17 protein-coding genes are annotated in these 20,001 nt (G+C 66.6%); 13 read left to right on the forward strand and 4 right to left on the reverse strand.

What is annotated here, in order from left to right; all coding sequences use genetic code 11:
• The first annotated feature begins 92 nt into the window (after window positions 1-92).
• The 10 genes from nirD to AAIL67_RS03675 all read left to right on the forward strand — a co-directional run bounded on the left by nirD (window position 93) and on the right by AAIL67_RS03675 (window position 12,627).
• Window positions 93-491: a nitrite reductase small subunit NirD gene (gene nirD, locus AAIL67_RS03630; RefSeq protein WP_034381424.1), complete on the forward strand. Its 399-nt coding sequence runs from the start codon at window positions 93-95 to the stop codon at window positions 489-491.
• A 203-nt stretch (window positions 492-694) separates the two neighbouring features.
• Window positions 695-3,556: a molybdopterin-dependent oxidoreductase gene (locus tag AAIL67_RS03635; protein ID WP_343483423.1), complete on the forward strand. Its 2,862-nt coding sequence runs from the start codon at window positions 695-697 to the stop codon at window positions 3,554-3,556.
• A gap of 36 nt (window positions 3,557-3,592) precedes the next feature.
• On the forward strand, window positions 3,593-4,417 hold the full coding sequence (gene cobA / locus AAIL67_RS03640) for a uroporphyrinogen-III C-methyltransferase (RefSeq protein ID WP_343483424.1): 825 nt from the start codon (window positions 3,593-3,595) through the stop codon (window positions 4,415-4,417).
• Between the two features lie 145 nt (window positions 4,418-4,562).
• Entirely contained in the window at window positions 4,563-6,005 is a 1,443-nt protein-coding gene (locus AAIL67_RS03645) for an NAD-dependent succinate-semialdehyde dehydrogenase (protein WP_034381428.1), read from the forward strand.
• Window positions 6,006-6,260: 255 nt separating this feature from the next.
• Window positions 6,261-8,225: a TonB-dependent receptor gene (locus AAIL67_RS03650; protein ID WP_063662105.1), complete on the forward strand. Its 1,965-nt coding sequence runs from the start codon at window positions 6,261-6,263 to the stop codon at window positions 8,223-8,225.
• A 5-nt stretch (window positions 8,226-8,230) separates the two neighbouring features.
• Window positions 8,231-9,127: a substrate-binding domain-containing protein gene (locus tag AAIL67_RS03655; protein WP_343483425.1), complete on the forward strand. Its 897-nt coding sequence runs from the start codon at window positions 8,231-8,233 to the stop codon at window positions 9,125-9,127.
• A 25-nt stretch (window positions 9,128-9,152) separates the two neighbouring features.
• Window positions 9,153-9,689 (forward strand): DUF2478 domain-containing protein, encoded by a 537-nt coding sequence (locus AAIL67_RS03660; protein ID WP_343483548.1) that lies wholly within the window; start codon window positions 9,153-9,155, stop codon window positions 9,687-9,689.
• A complete protein-coding gene (locus AAIL67_RS03665) occupies window positions 9,683-10,735 on the forward strand; it encodes an iron ABC transporter substrate-binding protein (protein ID WP_343483426.1) in 1,053 nt (350 codons plus the stop codon). Before AAIL67_RS03660 ends, AAIL67_RS03665 begins: the two co-directional genes overlap by 7 nt.
• Before the next feature lie 135 nt (window positions 10,736-10,870).
• Window positions 10,871-11,872 (forward strand): iron ABC transporter permease, encoded by a 1,002-nt coding sequence (locus AAIL67_RS03670; protein ID WP_343483549.1) that lies wholly within the window; start codon window positions 10,871-10,873, stop codon window positions 11,870-11,872.
• Window positions 11,872-12,627 carry an ABC transporter ATP-binding protein gene (locus AAIL67_RS03675; RefSeq protein WP_343483427.1) on the forward strand — a complete coding sequence of 252 codons (756 nt, stop codon included), beginning with the start codon at window positions 11,872-11,874 and terminating at the stop codon, window positions 12,625-12,627. The genes AAIL67_RS03670 and AAIL67_RS03675 overlap by 1 nt, the downstream gene beginning before the upstream one ends.
• A gap of 5 nt (window positions 12,628-12,632) precedes the next feature.
• Here the strand turns inward: AAIL67_RS03675 and AAIL67_RS03680 are convergent, their stop codons facing one another.
• The 3 genes from AAIL67_RS03680 to AAIL67_RS03690 all read right to left on the reverse strand — a co-directional run bounded on the left by AAIL67_RS03680 (window position 12,633) and on the right by AAIL67_RS03690 (window position 16,380).
• Window positions 12,633-14,627 carry an FUSC family protein gene (locus tag AAIL67_RS03680; protein WP_343483428.1) on the reverse strand — a complete coding sequence of 665 codons (1,995 nt, stop codon included), beginning with the start codon at window positions 14,625-14,627 and terminating at the stop codon, window positions 12,633-12,635.
• Window positions 14,624-15,115, reverse strand: a complete 492-nt coding sequence (locus AAIL67_RS03685; protein ID WP_343483429.1) for a MarR family transcriptional regulator — start codon at window positions 15,113-15,115, stop codon at window positions 14,624-14,626. The genes AAIL67_RS03680 and AAIL67_RS03685 overlap by 4 nt, the downstream gene beginning before the upstream one ends.
• 176 nt (window positions 15,116-15,291) lie before the next feature.
• Window positions 15,292-16,380, reverse strand: a complete 1,089-nt coding sequence (locus tag AAIL67_RS03690; RefSeq protein WP_034381442.1) for a YeiH family protein — start codon at window positions 16,378-16,380, stop codon at window positions 15,292-15,294.
• A 265-nt stretch (window positions 16,381-16,645) separates the two neighbouring features.
• On the opposite strand from AAIL67_RS03690, the gene AAIL67_RS03695 reads away from it, so the two are divergent.
• Entirely contained in the window at window positions 16,646-17,602 is a 957-nt protein-coding gene (locus AAIL67_RS03695; protein ID WP_224649726.1) for a LysR family transcriptional regulator, read from the forward strand.
• A 127-nt stretch (window positions 17,603-17,729) separates the two neighbouring features.
• On the forward strand, window positions 17,730-17,951 hold the full coding sequence (locus AAIL67_RS03700) for a hypothetical protein (protein WP_034357313.1): 222 nt from the start codon (window positions 17,730-17,732) through the stop codon (window positions 17,949-17,951).
• Window positions 17,952-18,022: 71 nt separating this feature from the next.
• On the opposite strand, the gene AAIL67_RS03705 is transcribed toward AAIL67_RS03700, so the two are convergent.
• Window positions 18,023-18,523, reverse strand: a complete 501-nt coding sequence (locus tag AAIL67_RS03705) for a CreA family protein (RefSeq protein ID WP_034381446.1) — start codon at window positions 18,521-18,523, stop codon at window positions 18,023-18,025.
• A 273-nt stretch (window positions 18,524-18,796) separates the two neighbouring features.
• On the opposite strand from AAIL67_RS03705, the gene AAIL67_RS03710 reads away from it, so the two are divergent.
• Window positions 18,797-19,996 (forward strand): MFS transporter, encoded by a 1,200-nt coding sequence (locus AAIL67_RS03710; protein WP_059439770.1) that lies wholly within the window; start codon window positions 18,797-18,799, stop codon window positions 19,994-19,996.
• The last annotated feature ends 5 nt before the right edge of the window (window positions 19,997-20,001 follow it).

A 20,001-nucleotide genomic window follows, 5' to 3' on the forward strand; every position in this document is an offset into this window, starting at 1 on the left:
CCGCCGCCCCGCAGTGAGGCCGTCGTCCCCCTCCCGCGAAGCGAGAGAGGGGGAAGCCGCAAAGCGGCTCAGGGGGAGCTTAGGAGATGTAAATGAGCGAATGGATTTCTATCTGCACGATGGACGACATCCCCGTGCTGGGGGCCCGCCGCGTGGCGCGGGCCAAAGGTCTGGATGTGGCCGTGTTCCGCAATGCCGACGACGAGGTGTTCGCGCTGCTGGACCGCTGCCCGCACAAGGGCGGACCGCTGTCGCAAGGCATTGTGTTCGGGCGCAGCGTGGCCTGCCCGCTGCACAACTGGACGATTGCGCTCAGCACCGGCGAGGCAGCGGCGCCAGATGAGGGCTGCACGCCTTATTTCAGCGTGCGTGTGCAGGACGGCGAGGTGCAGCTGCGCGCCGACGAACTGGCCAGCCGTGCCCTGGAGCAGACCCGCCCGCATGCCGGTCCTGCGCATTGCGCAGCCAGGTCCGGCTGTGCTGCGGCCTAGCGTCTGATAGTTATGAATCGAGTAGCAGCATGCGCTTGATAGCCGGGCGCTGCGGCGCAATTTCACTGAAAGTCTGCCATGCATGAGACCCGATCCACCTGTCCCTATTGCGGCGTCGGCTGCGGACTCGCCTTCGGCGGTCCGCGTTGCGGCGGCCCGCGTAGGAGTGAATCTGAACGCCGCCGCCTCTCTCTGGTGACGCCATGAAAGAAACCAAGTCCACATGTCCCTATTGCGGTGTCGGCTGCGGCGTGGTCATCGAGTCCGATGGCCTGCAGATTACCGGCGTGCGCGGCGATCCCGAGCATCCTGCCAACTTCGGCCGTCTGTGCACCAAGGGCAGCACCCTGCATCTGACGGCCGCGCCCGCCTATGCCCAGCAGGCCCGTCTGCTGCAGCCCATGCGCAGGCTGCAGCGGACATCCGCGCCGCAGGTCGCGAGCTGGGATCAGGCCCTGGACGAGCTGGCGGCGCGCATTGCCGGCATTCGCGCCGCCCATGGGCCCGATGCACTGGGCTTCTATCTCAGTGGCCAGTTGCTGACCGAGGACTACTACGTCTTCAACAAGCTGGTCAAAGGCTTGTTGGGCACCAACAATCTCGACACCAATTCGCGCCTGTGCATGAGCAGCGCCGTGGCCGGCTACAAGGCCACGCTGGGCGCCGATGCACCACCGGCCTGCTATGAGGACATAGATCTGGCCGGCTGCCTGTTCATCACGGGCAGCAATATGGCCTGGGCGCATCCCATCCTGTTCCGGCGTGTGGAGGAGGCCAGGGCCCGCAATCCGCAGCTCAGGATCATCGTGGCCGATCCGCGCCGCACCGAGACCGCCGAGCTGGCCGATCTTTATCTGCCGCTGCAGCCGGGCAGCGATGTGATGCTGTTTCATGGCCTGCTGCACATCATGCTGTGGGAGGGCTGGACGGACAGCGCCTTCATCGCGCAGCACACCAGCGGCTTTGCACAGCTCAAGGAGCTGGTGCGCGAAGCCACGCCAGAGAAGGTCGCCGCCGTCTGCGGCCTGCCCGTGGCGGACCTGTACCGGGCGGCGCGCTGGATGGCACTGGGTGGTGCCGAGGAGCCGACGGACGCGCGTCGTCCATCGCTCAGCCTGTACTGCCAGGGCCTGAACCAAAGCCGCAGCGGCACGGCCAATAATGCTGCGCTGATCAATCTGCATCTGGCGACAGGCCAGATCGGCAGGCCTGGCGCCGGGCCTCTGTCGTTGACGGGCCAGCCCAATGCCATGGGCGGGCGCGAGGTGGGCGGACTGTCCAATCTGCTGAGCGCGCATCGCGATCTTTCCAACGCAGGGCACAGGGCCGAAGTGGCGCAGCTATGGGGTGTGGAGTCGATTCCCGCGCAGCCCGGCAAGTCCGCGCTGGAGATGTTCGAGGCTGCCGCCGACGGGCAGATCAAGGCCTTGTGGATTGCCTGCACCAATCCCGCGCAGAGCATGCCCGAACAGGCCATGGTGCGCAGGGCGCTGGAGCGCGCCGAGCTGGTGGTGGTGCAGGAGGCTTTTGCAGCGACCGAGACCACGGCCTATGCCGACTGGCTGCTGCCTGCCTCCACCTGGGGCGAGAAGCTGGGCACGGTCACGAACAGCGAGCGGCGCATCTCGCGGGTGCGGGCTGCCGTGGTCGCGCCGGGGGCGGCACGCCATGACTGGCAGATAGGCGTGGAGCTGGCGCGGCGCCTGGAGCAGCATCTGCGGCCCTCGCTGCCAACCCTGTTTCCCTATGACACTGCGAATGCCGACGCGGGTGCCGAAGCCATCTGGAACGAGCATCGCGAGTCCACACGCGGGCGCGATCTGGATATCACGGGTCTGAGCTGGCCGTTGCTGGAGGTCAAGGGACCCCAGCAATGGCCCATGCCCCAAGGCGCCAGCCAGGGCCGTCAGCGTCTGTATGGCGACGCAGTCTTTGCAACCGATGACGGGCGCGCACGTTTTGATGCCCAGCCCTGGCAGGCGCCGGCCGTGCCGCGCGATGCGCGACATCCGTTCAGTCTCAACACCGGTCGCCTGCGCGATCAATGGCATGGCATGACGCGCACCGGCCAGCTGGGGCGCCTGTTTGCCCATGTCAGCGAACCGCAGCTGCAGGTCGGCCCTCAGGACATGCAGCGCCTGCAGCTGCAGGATGGCGATCTGGTCCATGTCTCCAACCGCTATGGCGCCATCGTGCTGCCCGTGCAGGCGGACCCGGGCTTGCAGCCCGCACAGCTCTATCTGCCCATGCACTGGGGCAGCATGTACCTGAGCGGCATGGGCTCCAAGGGGCAGCGGCTTGCGGGCGTCAACGCCCTGACCACGCCCGAGCGCTGCCCGCGCTCCAAGCAGCCTGAGCTCAAGCATGTGGCCGTCAAGCTGCTCAAGGCCGAGCTGCCCTGGACTTGTCTGGGCATGGCATGGCTGGATGAACGGCAGGTGCAGTCGGTTCGCCAGGCTTTGACCGAATTGATGGCCGAGTTCGACTTCGCCAGCTGCGTGCTGTTCGGGCGCGCCGTGCCGCTGGAGCAAGCGGATCAGGGCCGCACCGGCGTGCAGTTCCGCGCGGCGGCCTATGCGCAGCCCAGCGCCGAGGTGCTGGCGCGGCTGCATGGTCTGCTGCAGCTCGATGGCCCGCAGGCCATGCGCTATGCCGACGCGCGTCGCCAATGCAGCCGGGCCATGGCGATAGGCCGGCAGACCGAGGAGCCCAGGCTCGATGCCTTTTTGCTTTGTGGTGACGCCAGCGCTGGCCGCTGGCTGGGGCCGGTACTGCGCGACGAACAATCGGTGCAAAGCTATGGGCGCCTGCTGCTGTCCTCGGGTGCCAGGCCACCAGCCGCCATGCCGGCCCGGTCGCCGCAGATCTGTGCCTGCATGAATGTGGATGAGGCCAGCATCAGCTCGGCGCTGGCCATCTGCGAGGGCTCCGCCGACGAGCGGCTCGCGCAGCTCAAGTCTTCTCTGGGTTGCGGCACGCGCTGCGGCTCCTGTATTCCCAAAATCAAACAACTGGTACATGCGACGTCTGCACCGCAGTCGGCAGCCCTGCCGGTTGCCTCCTAGATTTTGATGTCCGGCAATGCATATGAAAGGCCAGCCATGACAAACAGCCATGCCACTTCCCTGCCGCCCGTGGGCCGCTGCTATCTGGTCGGTGCCGGCCCCGGTGATCCGGAGCTGCTCACGCTCAAGGCGCTGAGACTGATTCAGTCCGCCACGCTGCTGCTGGCGGACGACCTGGTGTCTGCCGATATCGTGAAGCTTGCCAGCGCTAGCGCCCGCGTCGTCCATGTGGGCAAGCGCGGCGGGCGCGAGAGCACCTCGCAGGAGTTCATCGAAAAGCTCATGATCATGGCGGCCCGCCAGGGCGAGCTGGTGGTGCGCCTCAAGGGCGGCGATCCCTTCATCTTTGGCCGCGGCGGTGAGGAGGTCGAGCATCTGCGCCGGGCCGGAATCGCCGTGGAAGTGGTCAACGGGATCACCGCAGGGCTGGCCGCTGCCACCAGCCTGGGCGTTGCGCTGACCCATCGTGACCATGCCCATGGCGTGGTGTTCATTACCGGTCACGCCAAGCCAGGCAGTGCCGGCCATGACTGGCAGTTGCTGGCCGGCACGGCACGGATGCTGGGGCTGACGCTGGTGATCTACATGGGCGTTGCCACTGCCGCCCTCATCCAGCAGCAGCTGCTGGCCGGCGGACTGCCAGCTTCTACGCCAGTGGCCCTGGTCCAGAACGCCAGCCTGCCCGCACAGCAACAGATACTGACCGATCTGGGGCAGATGGCGCAGGCGCTGGCTGCCAGCGGACTGGGCAGCCCCTGCGTGTTCGTGGTGGGCGAGGTGGTCAGGCTGGCCGCGTCGTCCGCCGAGGGCCTGGGCGGGCTGCTGGAGCAGGCGCAGCTGCGCCGCGCCGTGGGCGCATGAGGCCGATTGCTGACAGCTGTCTCCCTTTTGTCTGAGTGCCGAGCCTGCATGACTAGAATTTGTCCGGTAACCCCTGAACATTTGTCACACCCGGCCTCGTCAGTCTGCAGGGGGATAGTGGCGGCCGACACCTATGAGTCATGCGATGAGCACTGCATATCCCGATACCCAGCTTTTGATCGACGGACAGTGGCAGGACGCTGCCAGCGGCAAGAAAATTGATGTGCGCAACCCTGCAAGCGGCGAGGTGATTGGCCGTGTGGCCCATGCGGATATTGCCGACCTGGACCGCGCCCTGGCGGCGGCAGACAAGGGCTTTCAGGTCTGGCGCAAGGTATCTGCCCATGAGCGCGGCGCCATCATGCGCCGTGCCGCAGCTCTGCTCAAGGAGCGTGCCGACGAGATCGCCGCGCTGCTGACGCAGGAGCAGGGCAAGCCGCTGGCCGAGGCCAAGGTGGAAGTCATTGCCGGCGCCGGCATCATCGAATGGTTTGCCGACGAGGCCCTGCGTGTCTATGGCCGCATCGTGCCTTCGCGTCGCCCCGAGCAGCAGCAGCTGGTGATCAAGGAGCCCGTGGGGCCCGTGGCTGCCTTCACGCCCTGGAACTTCCCCGTCAACCAGATCGTGCGCAAGATCGGCGCGGCCCTGGCTTCGGGCTGCTCCTTCCTGGTCAAGGCGCCCGAGGAAACCCCGGCCTCGCCCGCAGCCCTGCTCAAGTGCTTTGTCGATGCCGGCATTCCTGCCGGTGTTGTGGGCCTGGTCTATGGAAACCCCGCACAGATTTCCGAATATCTGATTGCCCACCCCGTAATCCGCAAGGTGACCTTCACGGGCTCCACGGCCGTGGGCAAGCAGCTGGCGGCGCTGGCCGGCCAGCACATGAAGCGCTCCACCATGGAGCTCGGCGGCCATGCCCCCGTGATCGTGGCCGAGGATGCCGATGTGCAACTGGCCGTCAAGGCCGCGGGTGCGGCCAAGTTCCGCAACGCGGGCCAGGTCTGCATCTCGCCCACGCGCTTTCTGGTGCACAACAGCGTGCGCGAGGAGTTCACGCGTGCCATGGTGGCCCATGCCGAGGCATTGAAGGTCGGCAACGGCCTGGAGCAGGGCACGCAGATGGGCCCGCTGGCCAATCCGCGCCGCGTGACGGCGCTGACCCAGCTGATCCAGAACGCCGAGCAAAGCGGTGCCAAGCTGATGACGGGCGGCGCATCCTTTGGCTCTGCCGGCAACTTCTTTGCGCCCACGGTGCTGGCCGACGTGCCTTTGACGGCCGATATCTTCAACCAGGAGCCCTTCGGCCCCGTGGCGGCGATTCGCGGCTTCGACAGGATCGAAGACGCCATTCAGGAGGCCAATCGCCTGTCCTATGGCCTGGCGGCCTATGCCTTCACGCGCTCGCTCAAAACGACCCACCAGCTGTCGCAGGATGTGGAAGCCGGCATGCTGTGGATCAACCAGCCGGCACTGCCGTCTGCCGAGCTGCCCTTTGGCGGTATCAAGGATTCGGGCTACGGCTCCGAAGGCGGCCCGGAAGCGCTGGAGGCCTATCTGGTGGCCAAGGCCGTGGCAATCAGCTGCGTTTAAATTTGCAAGGCATTTGATGCAAGGCCACCCTCGGGTGGCCTTTTTCATGGGATAGGTATGCCGGGCGGCTTATGGAGACTGTTTGTCGATCGTTATTCCAAAAATGAATAGCGGTGGCTAGAATCGACGGTTTTTTACATTCGACAACAAATTTCAGCCCGCGCCATGTCATTGCACTTCACGGTTTCCCAGATCCATCCTCCGAGTTTTGTTCTTCGCCGCAGCTGGCTGTGGGGTGCGCTGGCCATCGTGCCCATGGGCACGGCCTGGGCCCAGGTGGCAGCTGCGGGCGCAGCCGAAGCCGCCAGCCAGACCTTTACGCTGGGCACGGTGGAGGTCAGCGCGCGGCGCGAGGCCGAGGAGCTCGGGGCCGGCGACATGCAACGCGTCGGCAGCGCAGAGATGGAGCGCATCAATGCCAACACCGTGGCCGATGCCGTGCGCAATCTCCCCGGCGTGAGCCTGTCGCGCAACAACCGCAACGAGGAAATGATCAGCCTGCGCGGCTTCGACTCGCGCCAGGTGCCCATCTTTGTGGATGGCGTGCCGCTGTACGTGCCCTATGACGGCTATGTGGATCTGGGCCGCTTCACCACCTTCGACCTGGCCGAGATCAATGTGGCCAAGGCCGGTGCCTCGCTGCTGTACGGTCCCAATACGCTGGGCGGTGCCGTGAATCTGGTCACGCGCAAACCGGTCAAGCCCTTCGAGGGCGATGTACGCCTGGGTGTGGGCAGCGGCGGCGAGCGAAGGGCGAGCTTCAACCTGGGCGGTAATCAGGGCAGTTGGTACTACCAGCTGGGTGCCTCCTACCTGGATGCCGACAGCTTTCCTCTGCCCCGGGGCTTCAGGGATTACAAAAAGCAGCCCACCGATACCGGCAGCAAGCGCGAGAACGCGGGCCGCACCGACAAGCGCCTGTCCTTCAAGCTGGGACTCACGCCCAATGCCACGGACGAATACGCCATCGGCTATGTGCGCCAGGAAGGCGAGAAGGGCAATCCCGTCTACACCGGCCAGTCCACGCAGAAGAACGCAGTGCGCTACTGGCGCTGGCCCTATTGGGACAAGGACAGCCTGTATTTCCTGAGCACCACCCGTCTGAACGGCAGCAATGTGCTCAAGACGCGCCTCTACCACGACACCTACAAAAACGGTCTCGACATGTACAAGGACGCCAGCTACACGGCCCACGATCCGACCAGCAGCTACAAGGACGTGAGCAAGGGGGCCAGCGTGGAGTGGGTCAACTACGCCTTCTCCGGTCATGAGCTGCATGCGGCCTTCCACTACAAGCAGGACGAGCACACCGACGCGGCCTCGGGCAAGGACCCGCAGAAGCACTACCGCGATGTGACCACCTCGCTGGTGCTCGAGGATCACATCGCCCTGGCCGAGCGCTGGCGCCTGACGCTGGGCCTGAGCCATGACCAGCGCGACGCCAAGCAGGTCTACCAGTGGCCCACGGGCTCGACCAGCGCCACCAACGGCCTGGCACGCCTGAGCTATGCGCTCACGGCCCAGGGCGACGAGGTCTACCTGATTGCCTCGCACAAGACCCGCTTTGCGACCATCAAGGACCGCTATTCGGCACGCATGGGCACGGCCCTGGCCAACCCCGACCTCAAGCCCGAGGTGGCCAACCATCTGGAGCTGGGCCTGAGCGGCAAGCCCTGGCAGGGTGGCAAGGGCCAGGCGGCTCTGTTCTACAGCCGGGTGCGCGACCAGATCCAGACCATGGTCGTTGACTCCACGGCCTGCGGCGGCAAGACCTGCAACCAGGCGCAGAACGTGGGACGCACGCGCAATATCGGTTTTGAGGTGTCGCTGGCGCAGCAACTGTCGGCCCAATGGGCTCTGCATGCGGGCTACACCTACCTGAGCCGCACCAATCTCAGCGACCGCAGCATCACCTTGACGGACACGCCGCGCCAGCGCCTGACAGCGGCCCTGCAATGGAATCCGCAGGCCCAGTGGCAGCTGCGCGCCGAGCTGGAGGCAGAACAGGGCCGCAAGGTGCCGCTGTCGGCCAGCGGCCAGGCCCAGGTCTATCAGATGGCCGGCTACGGCGTGGCCAATCTGCGCGCGCGCTATCTGCCGCGTCCGGACACCACGCTGGACTTCGGCGTGGCCAATCTGGGCGACAAGTGGTATCAGCTGGCGGACGGCCTGCCCATGCCGGGGCGCAGCTGGTATGTGAACCTGGGCTACCGGTTCTGATGGTCATGCAAAACCTGCTTCGGACATCGCTGGCACGGCGTGACTGGCTGCGCAGTCTGGCTGCCCTGGGCATGGCCGGTGGCCCGGCCCTGGCGGTGAGGGCACAACCCGCTTCGGGCACCGGCGTACAGGTGGCGGCTGTGGGCGGACTCGTGCTGTGCGGCGTGTGGCCGCGCGTGGCCGAGCAGGCCAGCCAGGCCCTGGCCATGCCGGTCACCACCGTGGCGGCTGCGCCCAAGGAGGGCGTGGTGCCCGCCTTCGCGCGCGGCGAGGCACAGATGCTGCTGATCCACGCCAGCGACGAAGCCATGGCACTGGAGGCCAGTGGCATGGCTGGCGCCGCGCGCGTCTGGGGCTGGAATCAGTATGTGATTGCCGGCCCCGCTCATGACCCCGCCGGCGTGCGTTCGGCCGCTGACGGCACGCAGGCGCTGCGGCGCATTGCCGAAACCGGCTCGCCCTTCATCGCGCTGCGCGATCCCGGCAGCTATACGGTGGTGCAGCGTCTGTGGCGGCGCGGCGGCATACGACCCGATGCGCGCTGGCTGCGCGCCGACACCGGCCCGAGATCACAGGCCGTGCTGGAGCTGGCGGCGCGCGAGCAGGCCTATGCCGTGGTCGGCCATATTCCCCTGGCCTTCGGCAAGATGGGCGCCCCTGGCATAGAACTTCTGCTGCATGGTGATCCGCTGATGCGCAGACCCTATGTGCTGCTCACGCCCGGCCCGCGCCATCCGGCCACGCCGGAGCAGCGCCGGGCGGCGGGCCTGCTGGCCGAGTACCTGCTGTCTGCGGCCGGCCAGCATGCGCTGGAAGCGGCCAGCGGCGCGGGCGGCCCCTGGGTGTTTGCGCGCGACAGCGTGCCCGCCGGCATGAGCGCCGGTGCCGATGGACAGACTTGAGCGAAGGAGCAGCATGAGCACCGCTATGACGCCGCCGCTGGCGGCATTGATTTACCCCGATGAGCGGCACGATATCGGGGACTTGCTCGAAGGCGTGGCGCGGCGGCTGCAACAGTCGGGCCGGCAGGTGGGCGGGCTGGTACATCGCCAGAGTCGCTATGCCAATGGCAACAAGTGCATGCGTCTCGTGGATCTGCGCAGCGGCCAGCAGTTCGAGATGACCGAGGACCTGGGGGCGTCTTCGCAGGCCTGCAGCCTCAATCCGCAGGCCCTGGCCCGGGCCAGCGTGGTGCTGCGTCAGGCACTGGCCGATGGTGTGGAGCTGGCCGTCGTCAACTGCTTCGGCCAGCTCGAAGCCGCTGGCGGCGGGTTTGTCCAGGAGATCGCCGCTTTTGTCGAGGCCGGCATTCCCGTGATCACGGCCGTGGCGGCCCGCCACGAGGCCGGCTGGCAGAGCTTTACCGGCGGCGCCTTCGTGCGCCTGCCGGTCGACGAGCAGGCACTGCTGCACTGGTGCCGGCAGCAGCTGGCACGCGAAGACAGGGAAGACCGGTCATGCTGACGCGGCGGAAATGGCTGCAGGCCGGAGCTGCGACGCTGGCCTCGGGCCTGTATCAGGGCGGGGCCTGGGCCCAGGATAGCGGCTCGGTCATTGCAGCTCGCTTTGGCTCGCTGCCGGCACGGCCGGGCCGCGTGTTCGCTTCGGGTCCGCCGGCCGGCGTGCTGCTGGCCGCGCTGGCGCCGCAGCAACTGCTGGGCTGGCCCATGGAGCTTGGCGATGCGGCGCGCGCCCATCTGGGAGCGCCGCTGCAGGCCTTGCCCTATCTGGGGCGCCTGTCGGGGCGCGGCAGCACGCTGCCGCTTGAAAAGCTGCTGGCGCTGCAACCCGATCTGGTGCTGGACTCCGGGACCTCCGACGCCACCCATGTCTCTGCCATCGAACGTCTGGCGCGCCAGACGGGCCTGGCATGCGTGCTGGTGCAGGGCAGCCTGAGCGACCATGCGCGCCAGCTGCGCGAGGTCGGTAGCTTGCTGGGTGCAGCCGAGCGTGGCGAGACCCTGGCCCGACATGCCGACGAAGCGGCCAGGCTGGTGCGCGCCGTGACTGCTGAGCTGGGTGAGCAGGCCCGGCCGCGTGTCTATCTGGGGCGCGGCGCCAACGGCCTGGAAACCGGGCTGGCCGGCTCCATCAATGTCGAGGTGATCGAGTATGCGGGCGGCCGCAATGTGGCGGCCCAGGCCGGCAGGGGCGGACTCACGCGCGTCTCCATGGAGCAGATCCTGGCCTGGGACCCCGAAGTCATACTGACCCAGGAGGCGGGTTTTGCAGAGCGTGTGCGCCAGGACCCCTTGTGGCGCGGCATCAGCGCCGTGCGCAGCGGCAGAGTGCACTGTGCGCCCGTGCTGCCTTTCGGCTGGCTGGACGGCCCGCCCAGCGTGAACCGGCTGATCGGCGTGCGCTGGCTGCTTGAGAAGTTGCATCCTGGCCGGCCCGCGCGGCATGGCGCCAAGCCCCTGGAGCAGGCGGTACGCGAGTTCTATGCACTGTTCTATGGCATCCAGCTGTCGCCGGCGCAGCTGCAAGCGCTGCTGCAGGCGGCGCGCTGAATGCATGGGGCTGGCATGAACTCATTCGATATCAGCGAAGGCGCTCAAAGCTCGAAAGAAGCGGGAAGCTTGGAAAGCGCGGCATCAAGCAATGCCTCCGGGCATAGTCGCCAGCGCCGTCATCTGCGTGTGGGCATGGGCTGGTGGCTGGCCCTGGCCCTGCTGGCTCTGGTGTTGCTCTGGGCGCTGGGTTCGGGCCAGTTTGCGCTGGCACCGGCACAGCTGGCCGAAGCGCTATGGGCACGGGCCACGGGGGCGGCTTCGCCGCTGCCGCCAGCGGCCGAAACCGTGCTCTGGAACATCAGGCTGCCGCGCATCGCAGCCGGCATGGCGGTCGGCGCGATGCTGGCTGCAGCCGGTGCGGCTTACCAGGGCATGTTTCGCAACCCGCTGGTCTCGCCTGACATCCTGGGCGTTTCGGCCGGTGCCGGCCTGGGTGCCGTCATCGCCATCTATCTGGGCCTGTCGATGTTTGCCGTGCAATGGCTGGCCTTTGGCGGCGGACTGGTCGCAGTGACCGTCGTGGTGGCTATCAGCGCCTGCGTGCGCAGGCACGATCCGGTGCTGGTGTTGGTACTGGCCGGTATTGCACTGGGCGCCCTGCTGGGGGCCGGCATTGCCCTGATCAAGACCCTGGCCGACCCGAACACCCAGCTGCCGTCCATCACCTTCTGGCTCATGGGCGGCCTGTCGGCCGTGACGCTGCAGGAAGTAGCCGCCACGGCGCCAGTGATGCTGGCGGCCCTGCTGCCTTTGCTGCTGCTGCGCTGGCGCATCAATCTGCTGGCCCTGCCCGATGAGGAGGCACGGGCTCTGGGCGTGCCGGTCGGGCGGCTGCGCCTGGTGCTGGTGGTCTGCGCCACGCTGGGCACGGCGGCGGCCGTGTCGCTGGCCGGCATCATCGGCTGGGTCGGACTGGTGGTGCCGCATGTGGCACGCCTGCTGGTCGGCCCCGATTTCGTGCGCCTGCTGCCGGCCTCGGCCCTGCTGGGCGCTGGCTTTGTGGTGGCGGCCGATACGCTGGCCCGCAGCATGGCGCGCATCGAGCTGCCGCTGGGCATTCTGACGGCCCTGGTCGGCGCACCGTTTTTTCTCTATCTGCTGGCCCGCACGGGCCGCCGCGAAGGAGATGCCTGATGACGGTGCTGGACTTGCAGGGTCTGAGCACCGGCCATGGCCGCAGCGTGGTCAGCGAATCCGTGGATCTGTCGATTGACGCGGGCGAGGTGCTGTGTCTGCTCGGCCCCAACGGCTGCGGCAAGACCACGCTGTTTCGCACGGTTCTGGGCCTGTTGCCGCCGCTGGCGGGCCGGGTGCTGGTGGAGGGCCAGCCGGTACAGCACTGGCCGCGCGCGGAGTTCGCGCGCCGCGTCGGCTATGTGCCCCAGGCCCAGGCCGGGGTGTTTGCCTTCGAGGCGCTGGACATGGTGCTCATGGGACGCGCCGCGCGCCTGCCCCTGCTGGCCAGGCCGTCCGGAGCGGACCGGGCCATGGCACTGGCCTGCATGGAGCGGCTGCAGATCTCCCATCTGGCCGCACGCCGCTACACGGAGCTCAGCGGCGGCGAACGGCAACTGGTGCTGATTGCACGCGCGCTGGCGCAGGAGCCGGCGCTGCTGGTCATGGACGAGCCCACGGCCAGCCTGGACTTCGGCAACCAGATCCGCGTGCTGGAGCAGATCGAGGCGCTGAGCGCACAGGGCATGGCCATGCTGTTGTCCACCCACCAGCCAGAGCACGGCTTGCGCGTGGCCAGCCGGATCGCTCTGCTGGGCCATGGTCGGCTGCTGGGCGCGGGCGAGCCGCGCGCCGTGGCCACGCCCACAGCGCTGGCTGAGCTCTATGGCGTCAGCGAGGCGGCGATTGCCGCCCATCTCTCGGGCAGCCGCTGAAGCGCTCAGCGCAACGCGGCGCTGGAGGCAAAGAAGGCCGGATGCTCGCGGATGTCCTGGGCAGCCAGCCGCAGTTGCAGCGCCTGCTCGGGCTGGCGCTGCTGTATGCGCCGGGCCAGACCTTGCAGCAGTGGCGCGACCCTGTCTGGAGCGCTGGGCAATTGCTGCAGTCTCTGCAGCGCGCTGCGCACACCGCGCAAGCTGCTTTCGGACAGGAGTACATCCGCCTGCAGCTGGTGCAGGATCAGCACGGCCTTGCCCACCCGCAGCGCGGCCAGACCGCAGTCGGCCGCGTCCTGCACGGCGGGGGCGCTGACTTTTTCGGAGGCGCGCACCAGGCGCAGCAGGCGGTGATAGAGGCGGGCGCGCCACACGCGCACGTCTCGGGCGTGCACCGGGGCGCAGGCCATGTCCTGCAACTCATGAACCATCATGGCGCGCAGGCCGTTGAGCCTGCCTTGCGCGGTGACGGGCAGGATGAAGCGATAGGCGGCCCAGCCGGCCAGCGGGCCGGTGACGATGGCAAAGGCCATGGACAGCGAGTGGCCCACATCGAGCTGATAGGGGAAATGCGGCGACAGCGCCAGCAGGATCACCATATTGCAGTCAAAGCCGTACAGCGTGGTGCGGCGGTGGCTGAGCAGCAGGGCGCCAAGGAAGATGAAGGGCAGCATCATCAGCACCATCTGCAGCTGGCTGTTGGCGAACGGCCAGGCAAACCACTGGCAGACCAGCGCCACGCCCGCGCCCATGGCCTGGCCCAGAATCACAAAGCGCATGGTGAAGGCAGGGTTCTCGAACGAGGAGAATACGGTGATCATCACCGACAGGCCCAGCAACATATAGGCGCCGCCATGCCAGCCCGTGACGACCCAGATCAGGCCGACCAGAAAAATGGAGCTGAAGGCCCGCAGCATGGCCCGGCGCGCGCTCACCCAGTCGCTGTGCAGGACCACGGGCAACTGGCGTGCGCGATGGTGGGCTGGCAGAGTCAGGTCGCTGGCAGCCACAAAGTGAGCCTGCAGGGCCAGGCCGATATTGCCCAGAATCTCCTCGGCATGGCCCCAGCCGGCGGCGGCGCTGCGGGCCGTGGCGATGGCGTCGATGGCGGCCAGCGGTGCGGGCTGGGTTTCGAGCAGCATGGCGGCCTGCTCCAGCGCGGCCGTCATGGCCTGGGCCTGCGCAGGCGTGAATGCCGGGGTGATGGTCTTGCCCGTGCTGTCGCGCAGCCAGAGCAGGGCCGAAATCTGGGTGTTGATCAGGCGGCGTAACGCCCGCACGGCGCGGCGCGAACGCTGCGAGCCCGCGGCGTGCGGATCCAGCCCCTCCTCGATGGCAGCCATCACGGCCAGTCGCTCAGCCAGGTCCCTGGGGCTGAGGGCGCTATGCCCGCTGGCCGTGGCCTGTGCGGCGTCCGCGATGTCGCGCAGCAGGCGGGCGCAGAGTCGCCGTACCCTGCCGTCGCCGGGGATTTCAGCGCCCACGGGCGTGAACAGCCAGCCCACGACGAGGGCGGCAGCCACGCCGGTCAGCGCGGTGAACAGGCGATCCCAGCCCAGCGCGTAGACATGGGCGGGGTTGCCGTTGTCCAGCAGGGCCACCATGGAGGCCGAATAGCCGGCCAGCATGGTGCCGTAGGAGGCAAAGCTGCGCTGCAGATTGCCCAGGCCCGCGCAAATGCCTATCCACACCGCCAGCCCCGTGACCAGCCAGAGCAGATCGCCATTGGCCACCAGCACCAGCACCACGCCGGCGGCCGTGCCGACCAACGTGCCCGTGGTACGGAAAAAGCTTTTCTCCAGCAACTGGCCGCGCAGCGGCTGGGAGGCGGCCCAGACCGTCATGCCCGCCCATTGCGGATGTTCCAGCCCCAGGGCCCAGGCAGCGAACACGGCAATACAGGCTGCAAAAGCCGTGCGCAAATGCTGGCGCAGGCGGGCGCTGTCAAAGCCCCATAACGTGGCGCGCTCCAGCAGGCGGTCGTAGGCAGCCACGCTCATGCGCGCTCCTCGGTACCGGGCTGGGCTTGGGCTGAGCGCTGCTCGTGCATCTGCTCGATGCGGGCGCGAATCTTGTTGACGCCGTCCAGCATGGCTTTGACCTCGGAGTCCTCAAGGTCTTGCAGCAGGCTGAGCTCGGCCTCCAGCATGGTGGCGCGGACATGGTTCACGGCGCTATTGCCTTCGGCCGTGAGAAAGATGCGCTTGCTGCGGCGGTCGGCCACATCGGCTCGGCGCTCCACCCAGCCCTTGCCCTCGAGAATGTCCAGCAGGCGCACCAGGCTGGAGCCATCGAGGCCCACGCGCTCGGCCAGCTCCTTTTGCGTCACGCCGTCGCCCCAGGCGCGCAGATGCAGAAGCGGCGTCCAGGTGGCGTCGGTCAGGCCGCTGGCCGCCAGCTGTTCTTCGACAAAACGCCGCCATTGGCGGGTCAGGGTGACCATGAGAAAGCCCAGGCGGTCGCGGGAGGGAGCATCGGCAAAAGACATGGCTGAATTTTGATGCTTGCTCAATTAATTTGCAATTCAAACTAATTGAATCTGCATTTATAGAAAGGGTATTCCCTTGTATTTATGCAAAAAAAAGAGAGCGACAAGCGCTCTCTTTCAAAGGGTTTCAGACCTGTAAATGTTCTATTTCTAATCCAGTCAGGCGCAAGCCGCTATCAAAACAGTGTTGGAATCCAGAGGTTCAATGCCAGGCCGGCGACCAGCAACCAAGCGAACAGAGCCAGGGCCAGAATCAGCGGCTTGGTGCCGGCAGCACGCACGGCGCGGATATGGGTGGTCAGGCCCAGAGCGGCCATGGCCAGTGCCAGCAGCGCGTTGTCGAGTTGAATGCCGACGCTGACCACTTCCTTGGGCAGCACGCCCAGGGAGTTGACGCCGGCCATGGCCACGAAGCCCACGGCAAACCAGGGAATGGTGATCCGGTTGCCGGGCTGGCCGTTGTTCACACCCAGGGTCCGTTCGCTGCGTGTCAGCCACATGGACAGCACCAGCAGGAAGGGCGCCAGCATCATCACGCGCACCATCTTGGCGATCACGGCCGTATCGGCGGCCTGGCTGCCGATGGCTTCGCCGGCGGCCACGACCTGGGCCACCTCATGCACGGTGGAGCCGACGAAAACGCCGTACTGCTGCATGCTGGTGTCTATCCAGCCGTACTCGGCATTCCAGTGGAACAGCGCCGGGTAGAGAAAGGTACCGATGGTGCCGAACACCACCACGGTGGCCACGGCCACGGCCACGTCCTCGGCACGGCCCTTGACCACGGGTTCGGTGGCCAGCACGGCGGCAGCGCCGCAGATGGAGGCGCCTGCCCCCACCAGCATGGTGGTGCGCTTGTCCATGCCCAGCAGCTTCTGGCCTATCCACTGCGCCAGCAAAAAGGTGCTGGACAGCACCAGCGCATCGATCACCACGCCGGCCATGCCGACCTGGCCTATGTCCTGGAAGGTCAGGCGCAGACCGTAGAGCACGATGCCGGTGCGCAGCAGACGGGCCTTGGTGAAGGCGATGCCGCTGGCACACTGGCTGGCGATGGCCGGATAGACGGTGTTGCCGATCAACAGGCCGATGATGATGGCCAGCGTCAGCGCGCTCAGGCCGTTGTTCCTGATGGCCGGAAACTGCGCGGCCCAGGTGGCCACGGCAGCGATGGCGCCCGCCAGCAGCAGGCCGGGAATCATCCCGCCGGTTTTGTGCATCCAGCCTTGCGAGGGTGCGGAGTTTTTCAGTGTTGTAGTGTTCATCGTGACCTTTCGCAGCAGGCAAGACAACAGGTCTGATTGCCGGCATGGAGATCACTTTAGATTTCCTGGTTATATTTGTATAACTAATAGTTTTTGTAAGATCAACCTATAAAACAGGTAGATTGAGCTCTCTGCATCCTGCGATTCGACTCAATCATTGACTGGATGAGCCGGTACCGTAGGGGCCGGGCCGCCCATTTTTTGCTGGTAGGCCAGGGCTCCTGGCGAGCCTGCTGTCATCGATACGAATATACGAATCATCGTCATGCTGCACCTCACCTTGCGTCAGTTCGAGATCTTCTGCGCCGTGGCTCAAAGCGGGACCACGGTGGCTGCCGCAGAGGCCGTAGCGCTTTCGCAGTCGGCCACCAGTGCCGCGCTGCAGCAGCTGGAGCAAGGCCTGGGCGTGCAACTGTTCGAGCGCGTGGGCAAGCGCCTGGTGCTCAACGATGCGGGTCGTGCGCTATTGCCTCAGGCCCTTAGCGTGCTGGAGCAGGCAAGAGGCATAGAGCAGACGTTTTCCGCGCGTGCGGCCAATATGCCGGTGCGCCTGCGCGTGGCGGCCAGCACCACCATCGGCACCTATGCGCTGCCCGAAGTGCTGGCGCGGCTGGCACGCTCGCATCCGCTGGTGCGCGTGGACCTGCAGATCGCCAACACCCAGGAAGTGGGCGAAGCCGTGCTGGCCATGGAGGTCGACATGGGCCTGATCGAGGGCAGCAGCCACTGGCAGGGGCTGGAGGTCGAGCCCTGGCTGCGCGACGAACTGGTCATCGTGGCATCGCCGCAGGACCCGCTGGCCGAGCAGGCGCGCAGCAAGCCGCTGGGCGTGGCAGCGCTGCGCAAGGCGGCATGGCTGCTGCGCGAGGCGGGTTCTGGCACGCGCGAGATGGTCGAGCATGCGCTGCTGCCGCATCTGCACCAGTTGCCTGCGGCTGCCACGCTGGGCAGCTCCGAGGCCATTGCACGCTGTGTCGAGCAGGGGCTGGGCATCAGCTGCCTGTCACGCGTGCTGGTGCAGTCACAGCTGCAGGCTCGTGCGCTGGAGATTCTGCCCACCACCTTGCCGCGCATGTGGCGCAACTTCTCTCTGGTGCAGCGCGCCGGAAAGCGCCGCTCGCCTGCGCTGCAGGCCTTTGTCGATGCCTGCAAGGCCAGCGAACCGGCGCTGAGCGAGCCCTCGGGCACCTCCAATGTCAAACACGCTGTAGCGCCTGAATGACAGACGTCGGCAGCTATGGTTTTCTTAACAATGATTTGCTTGCGACACCGGTTTTTGCCCCTATATTGGGTAGACAAGCCGGGCGCGGGCTGTGCAGCGCCGGCTTTCTCAAGCAGGGAGGAACACCATGAAAACCATCGATGAAATGCTGCACCTGGACCTGCTCACTCACGAACAGCATCTGCAGATCAGCCACTGGATCGACGATGCGCAGTCCCCCGAGGCCATTTTGCAGATGCCTGCCGGACTCTGGCAGGCCGTGGAGCGCGCCAGCCAGGCCATGGGCGTGAACGAGGATTTGCTGCGCCCGCCGGCGCTGGACGCAGGCGGCCTGATCTTCAGTCAGTAGCTCGCGCGGCCTGGGTCTTGAGTTAAAACTGCCTCAAACGCAGGCCGCACAAGCGCAGCCTGCTCTGATTTTCATTTCAGCGGGATAGCCGTGCCCTGGGGCACGGCCACGGCGGTGACGCTGTTCTGCGGAGAGCCCTCGATCACCCGGTCCGAGTAGGTCATATAGATCAGGGCATTGCGCTTGGCATCCACCATGCGCACCACACGCAGGCGCTTGAACAGCAGCGAGGTGCGCTCGGTAAACACTTCTTCCTGCTGCCTGAGCGGCGCGGGGAACTGGATATTGCCTGTGGCCTGGCAGGCGATAGACGCTTCCGAGCGATCCTCGGCCAGGCCCAGGCCGCCCTTGATGCCGCCGGTCTTGGCACGCGATACATAGCAGGTCACACCCGGCACCTTGGGGTCGTCATAGGCATCGACCACGATCTTGTGATCCGGGCCAATCCACTTGAAGACGGTATCCACGGCGCCGATCTGCTCGGCATGGCTCATGCCGACAAAGGCCATGGTTCCTACGGTGGCGGCTGCAACGGCCAGAGCGGCGGAGAGCAATTTCATGGTGGTGTGCATACAGTGAGTTAAGGGTTAACCCTTGTCTTTTAACAGGGCATTGTGTCCCGGACAAGGGATTGGCAGCCGGCCTGAAGACAATACCGGCTGCTGCAGAGCTTTCTGTATTGCATCACGGTTTGCCCCGGCCTGCTGGCGGGCACCGGCAGCTGAGACGCTGCCACAGGCATGACACAGCGCATGCCGGACTTCCGAACTCCCTCTTTGATCAGCGACGGCCCTCGGGCGGTGGCTTCATGCAAGCGCCGCATCCGCCGGATGTGGCTGTTATCTATGTCGGTGAACGTTTCCGCGCCCGGTCTGAGCGCTTCCTCCCTGTTGTTGATGGCACTGGCCTGCGGCCTGTGTGCGGGCGGCAACTATTTCAACCAGCCGCTGCTGCACTCGATTGCCGGTCATTTCTCGGTCAGCGAGTCGGCGGCTGCCACCAGCGTGACGCTGGCCCAGGTGGCCTATGCGGCAGGTCTTTTGCTGCTGGCGCCGCTGGGCGACAAGCTGCAGCGCCGCGGCCTGGCCGTGAGCCTGATGCTGCTGGCTGCCCTGGGGCAGGCGCTGTGCGGCCTGGCGGGTCAGTTCGATCTGTTTTTGCTGGGCACGCTGATGGCCGGTCTGTTCTCGGTTGCGGCCCAGGTGCTGGTGCCCATGGCGGCGGCGCTGGCCCAGCCTGGGCAAAGCGGGCGGGCCGTCGGTTGGGTGATGAGCGGTCTGCTGCTGGGCATTCTGCTGGCGCGCAGCGTGGCCGGCATGGTCTCGGAGGCCTGGGGCTGGCAAGCCGTCTATCAGGGCGCTGCGCTGGTGATGGCCGTGGTGGCGCTGTGGCTGTGGAGGGCGCTGCCGGCATCGCGCAACCCCAGTCCTGTCAGTTATCCACAGGTGCTGAGAAGCATGTGGCATCTGCTGCGCAGCCAGCCGGGCCTGCGCCAGCGCACCCTGGTCAGCGCGCTGGCGTTCGCCTCGGTCAGCGTGCTGTTCTCGACCATGGCGCTGCAGTTGTCCAGCGGTCCCCTGGGTCTGGATGACGGCCAGATCGGCTTGATCGGTCTGGCTGGCGCGGCGGGTGCCCTGGTGGCCACGCAGGCGGGGCGGCTGGTGGACAAGGGCCTGGGCCGCGTGAGCTGCGCCATCGGGGCGCTGGCCCTGCTGCTGTCCTGGCCTCTGCTGTGGGTGGGCGGAGCGCATCTGGGCTGGTTCGTGCTGGGCATGGTGGTGATCGATCTGGGTCTGCAATGCCTGAACATCACCAACCAGGCCACGGTGGCCCAGTTGCTGCCCGCAGCCCGCGGCCGCATGAATGCCGTCTATATGACGGGCTATTTCACGGGCGCGGCGGCGGGCTCGGCGCTGGGGACTCTCGCCTGGCGCATTGACGGCTGGCAGGGTGCCTGCGTGCTGGGCCTGGCACTGGCGCTGCTGGCCTGCCTGGGCACTTTCAGGATGCGCAAGACCCATGGCCTGGTGGCCAGGCTGGCCTAGAGCCG

Origin of the sequence: Comamonas sp. A7-5, assembly GCF_039581385.1 — a bacterium.
Classification (GTDB): domain Bacteria; phylum Pseudomonadota; class Gammaproteobacteria; order Burkholderiales; family Burkholderiaceae_C; genus Comamonas; species Comamonas thiooxydans.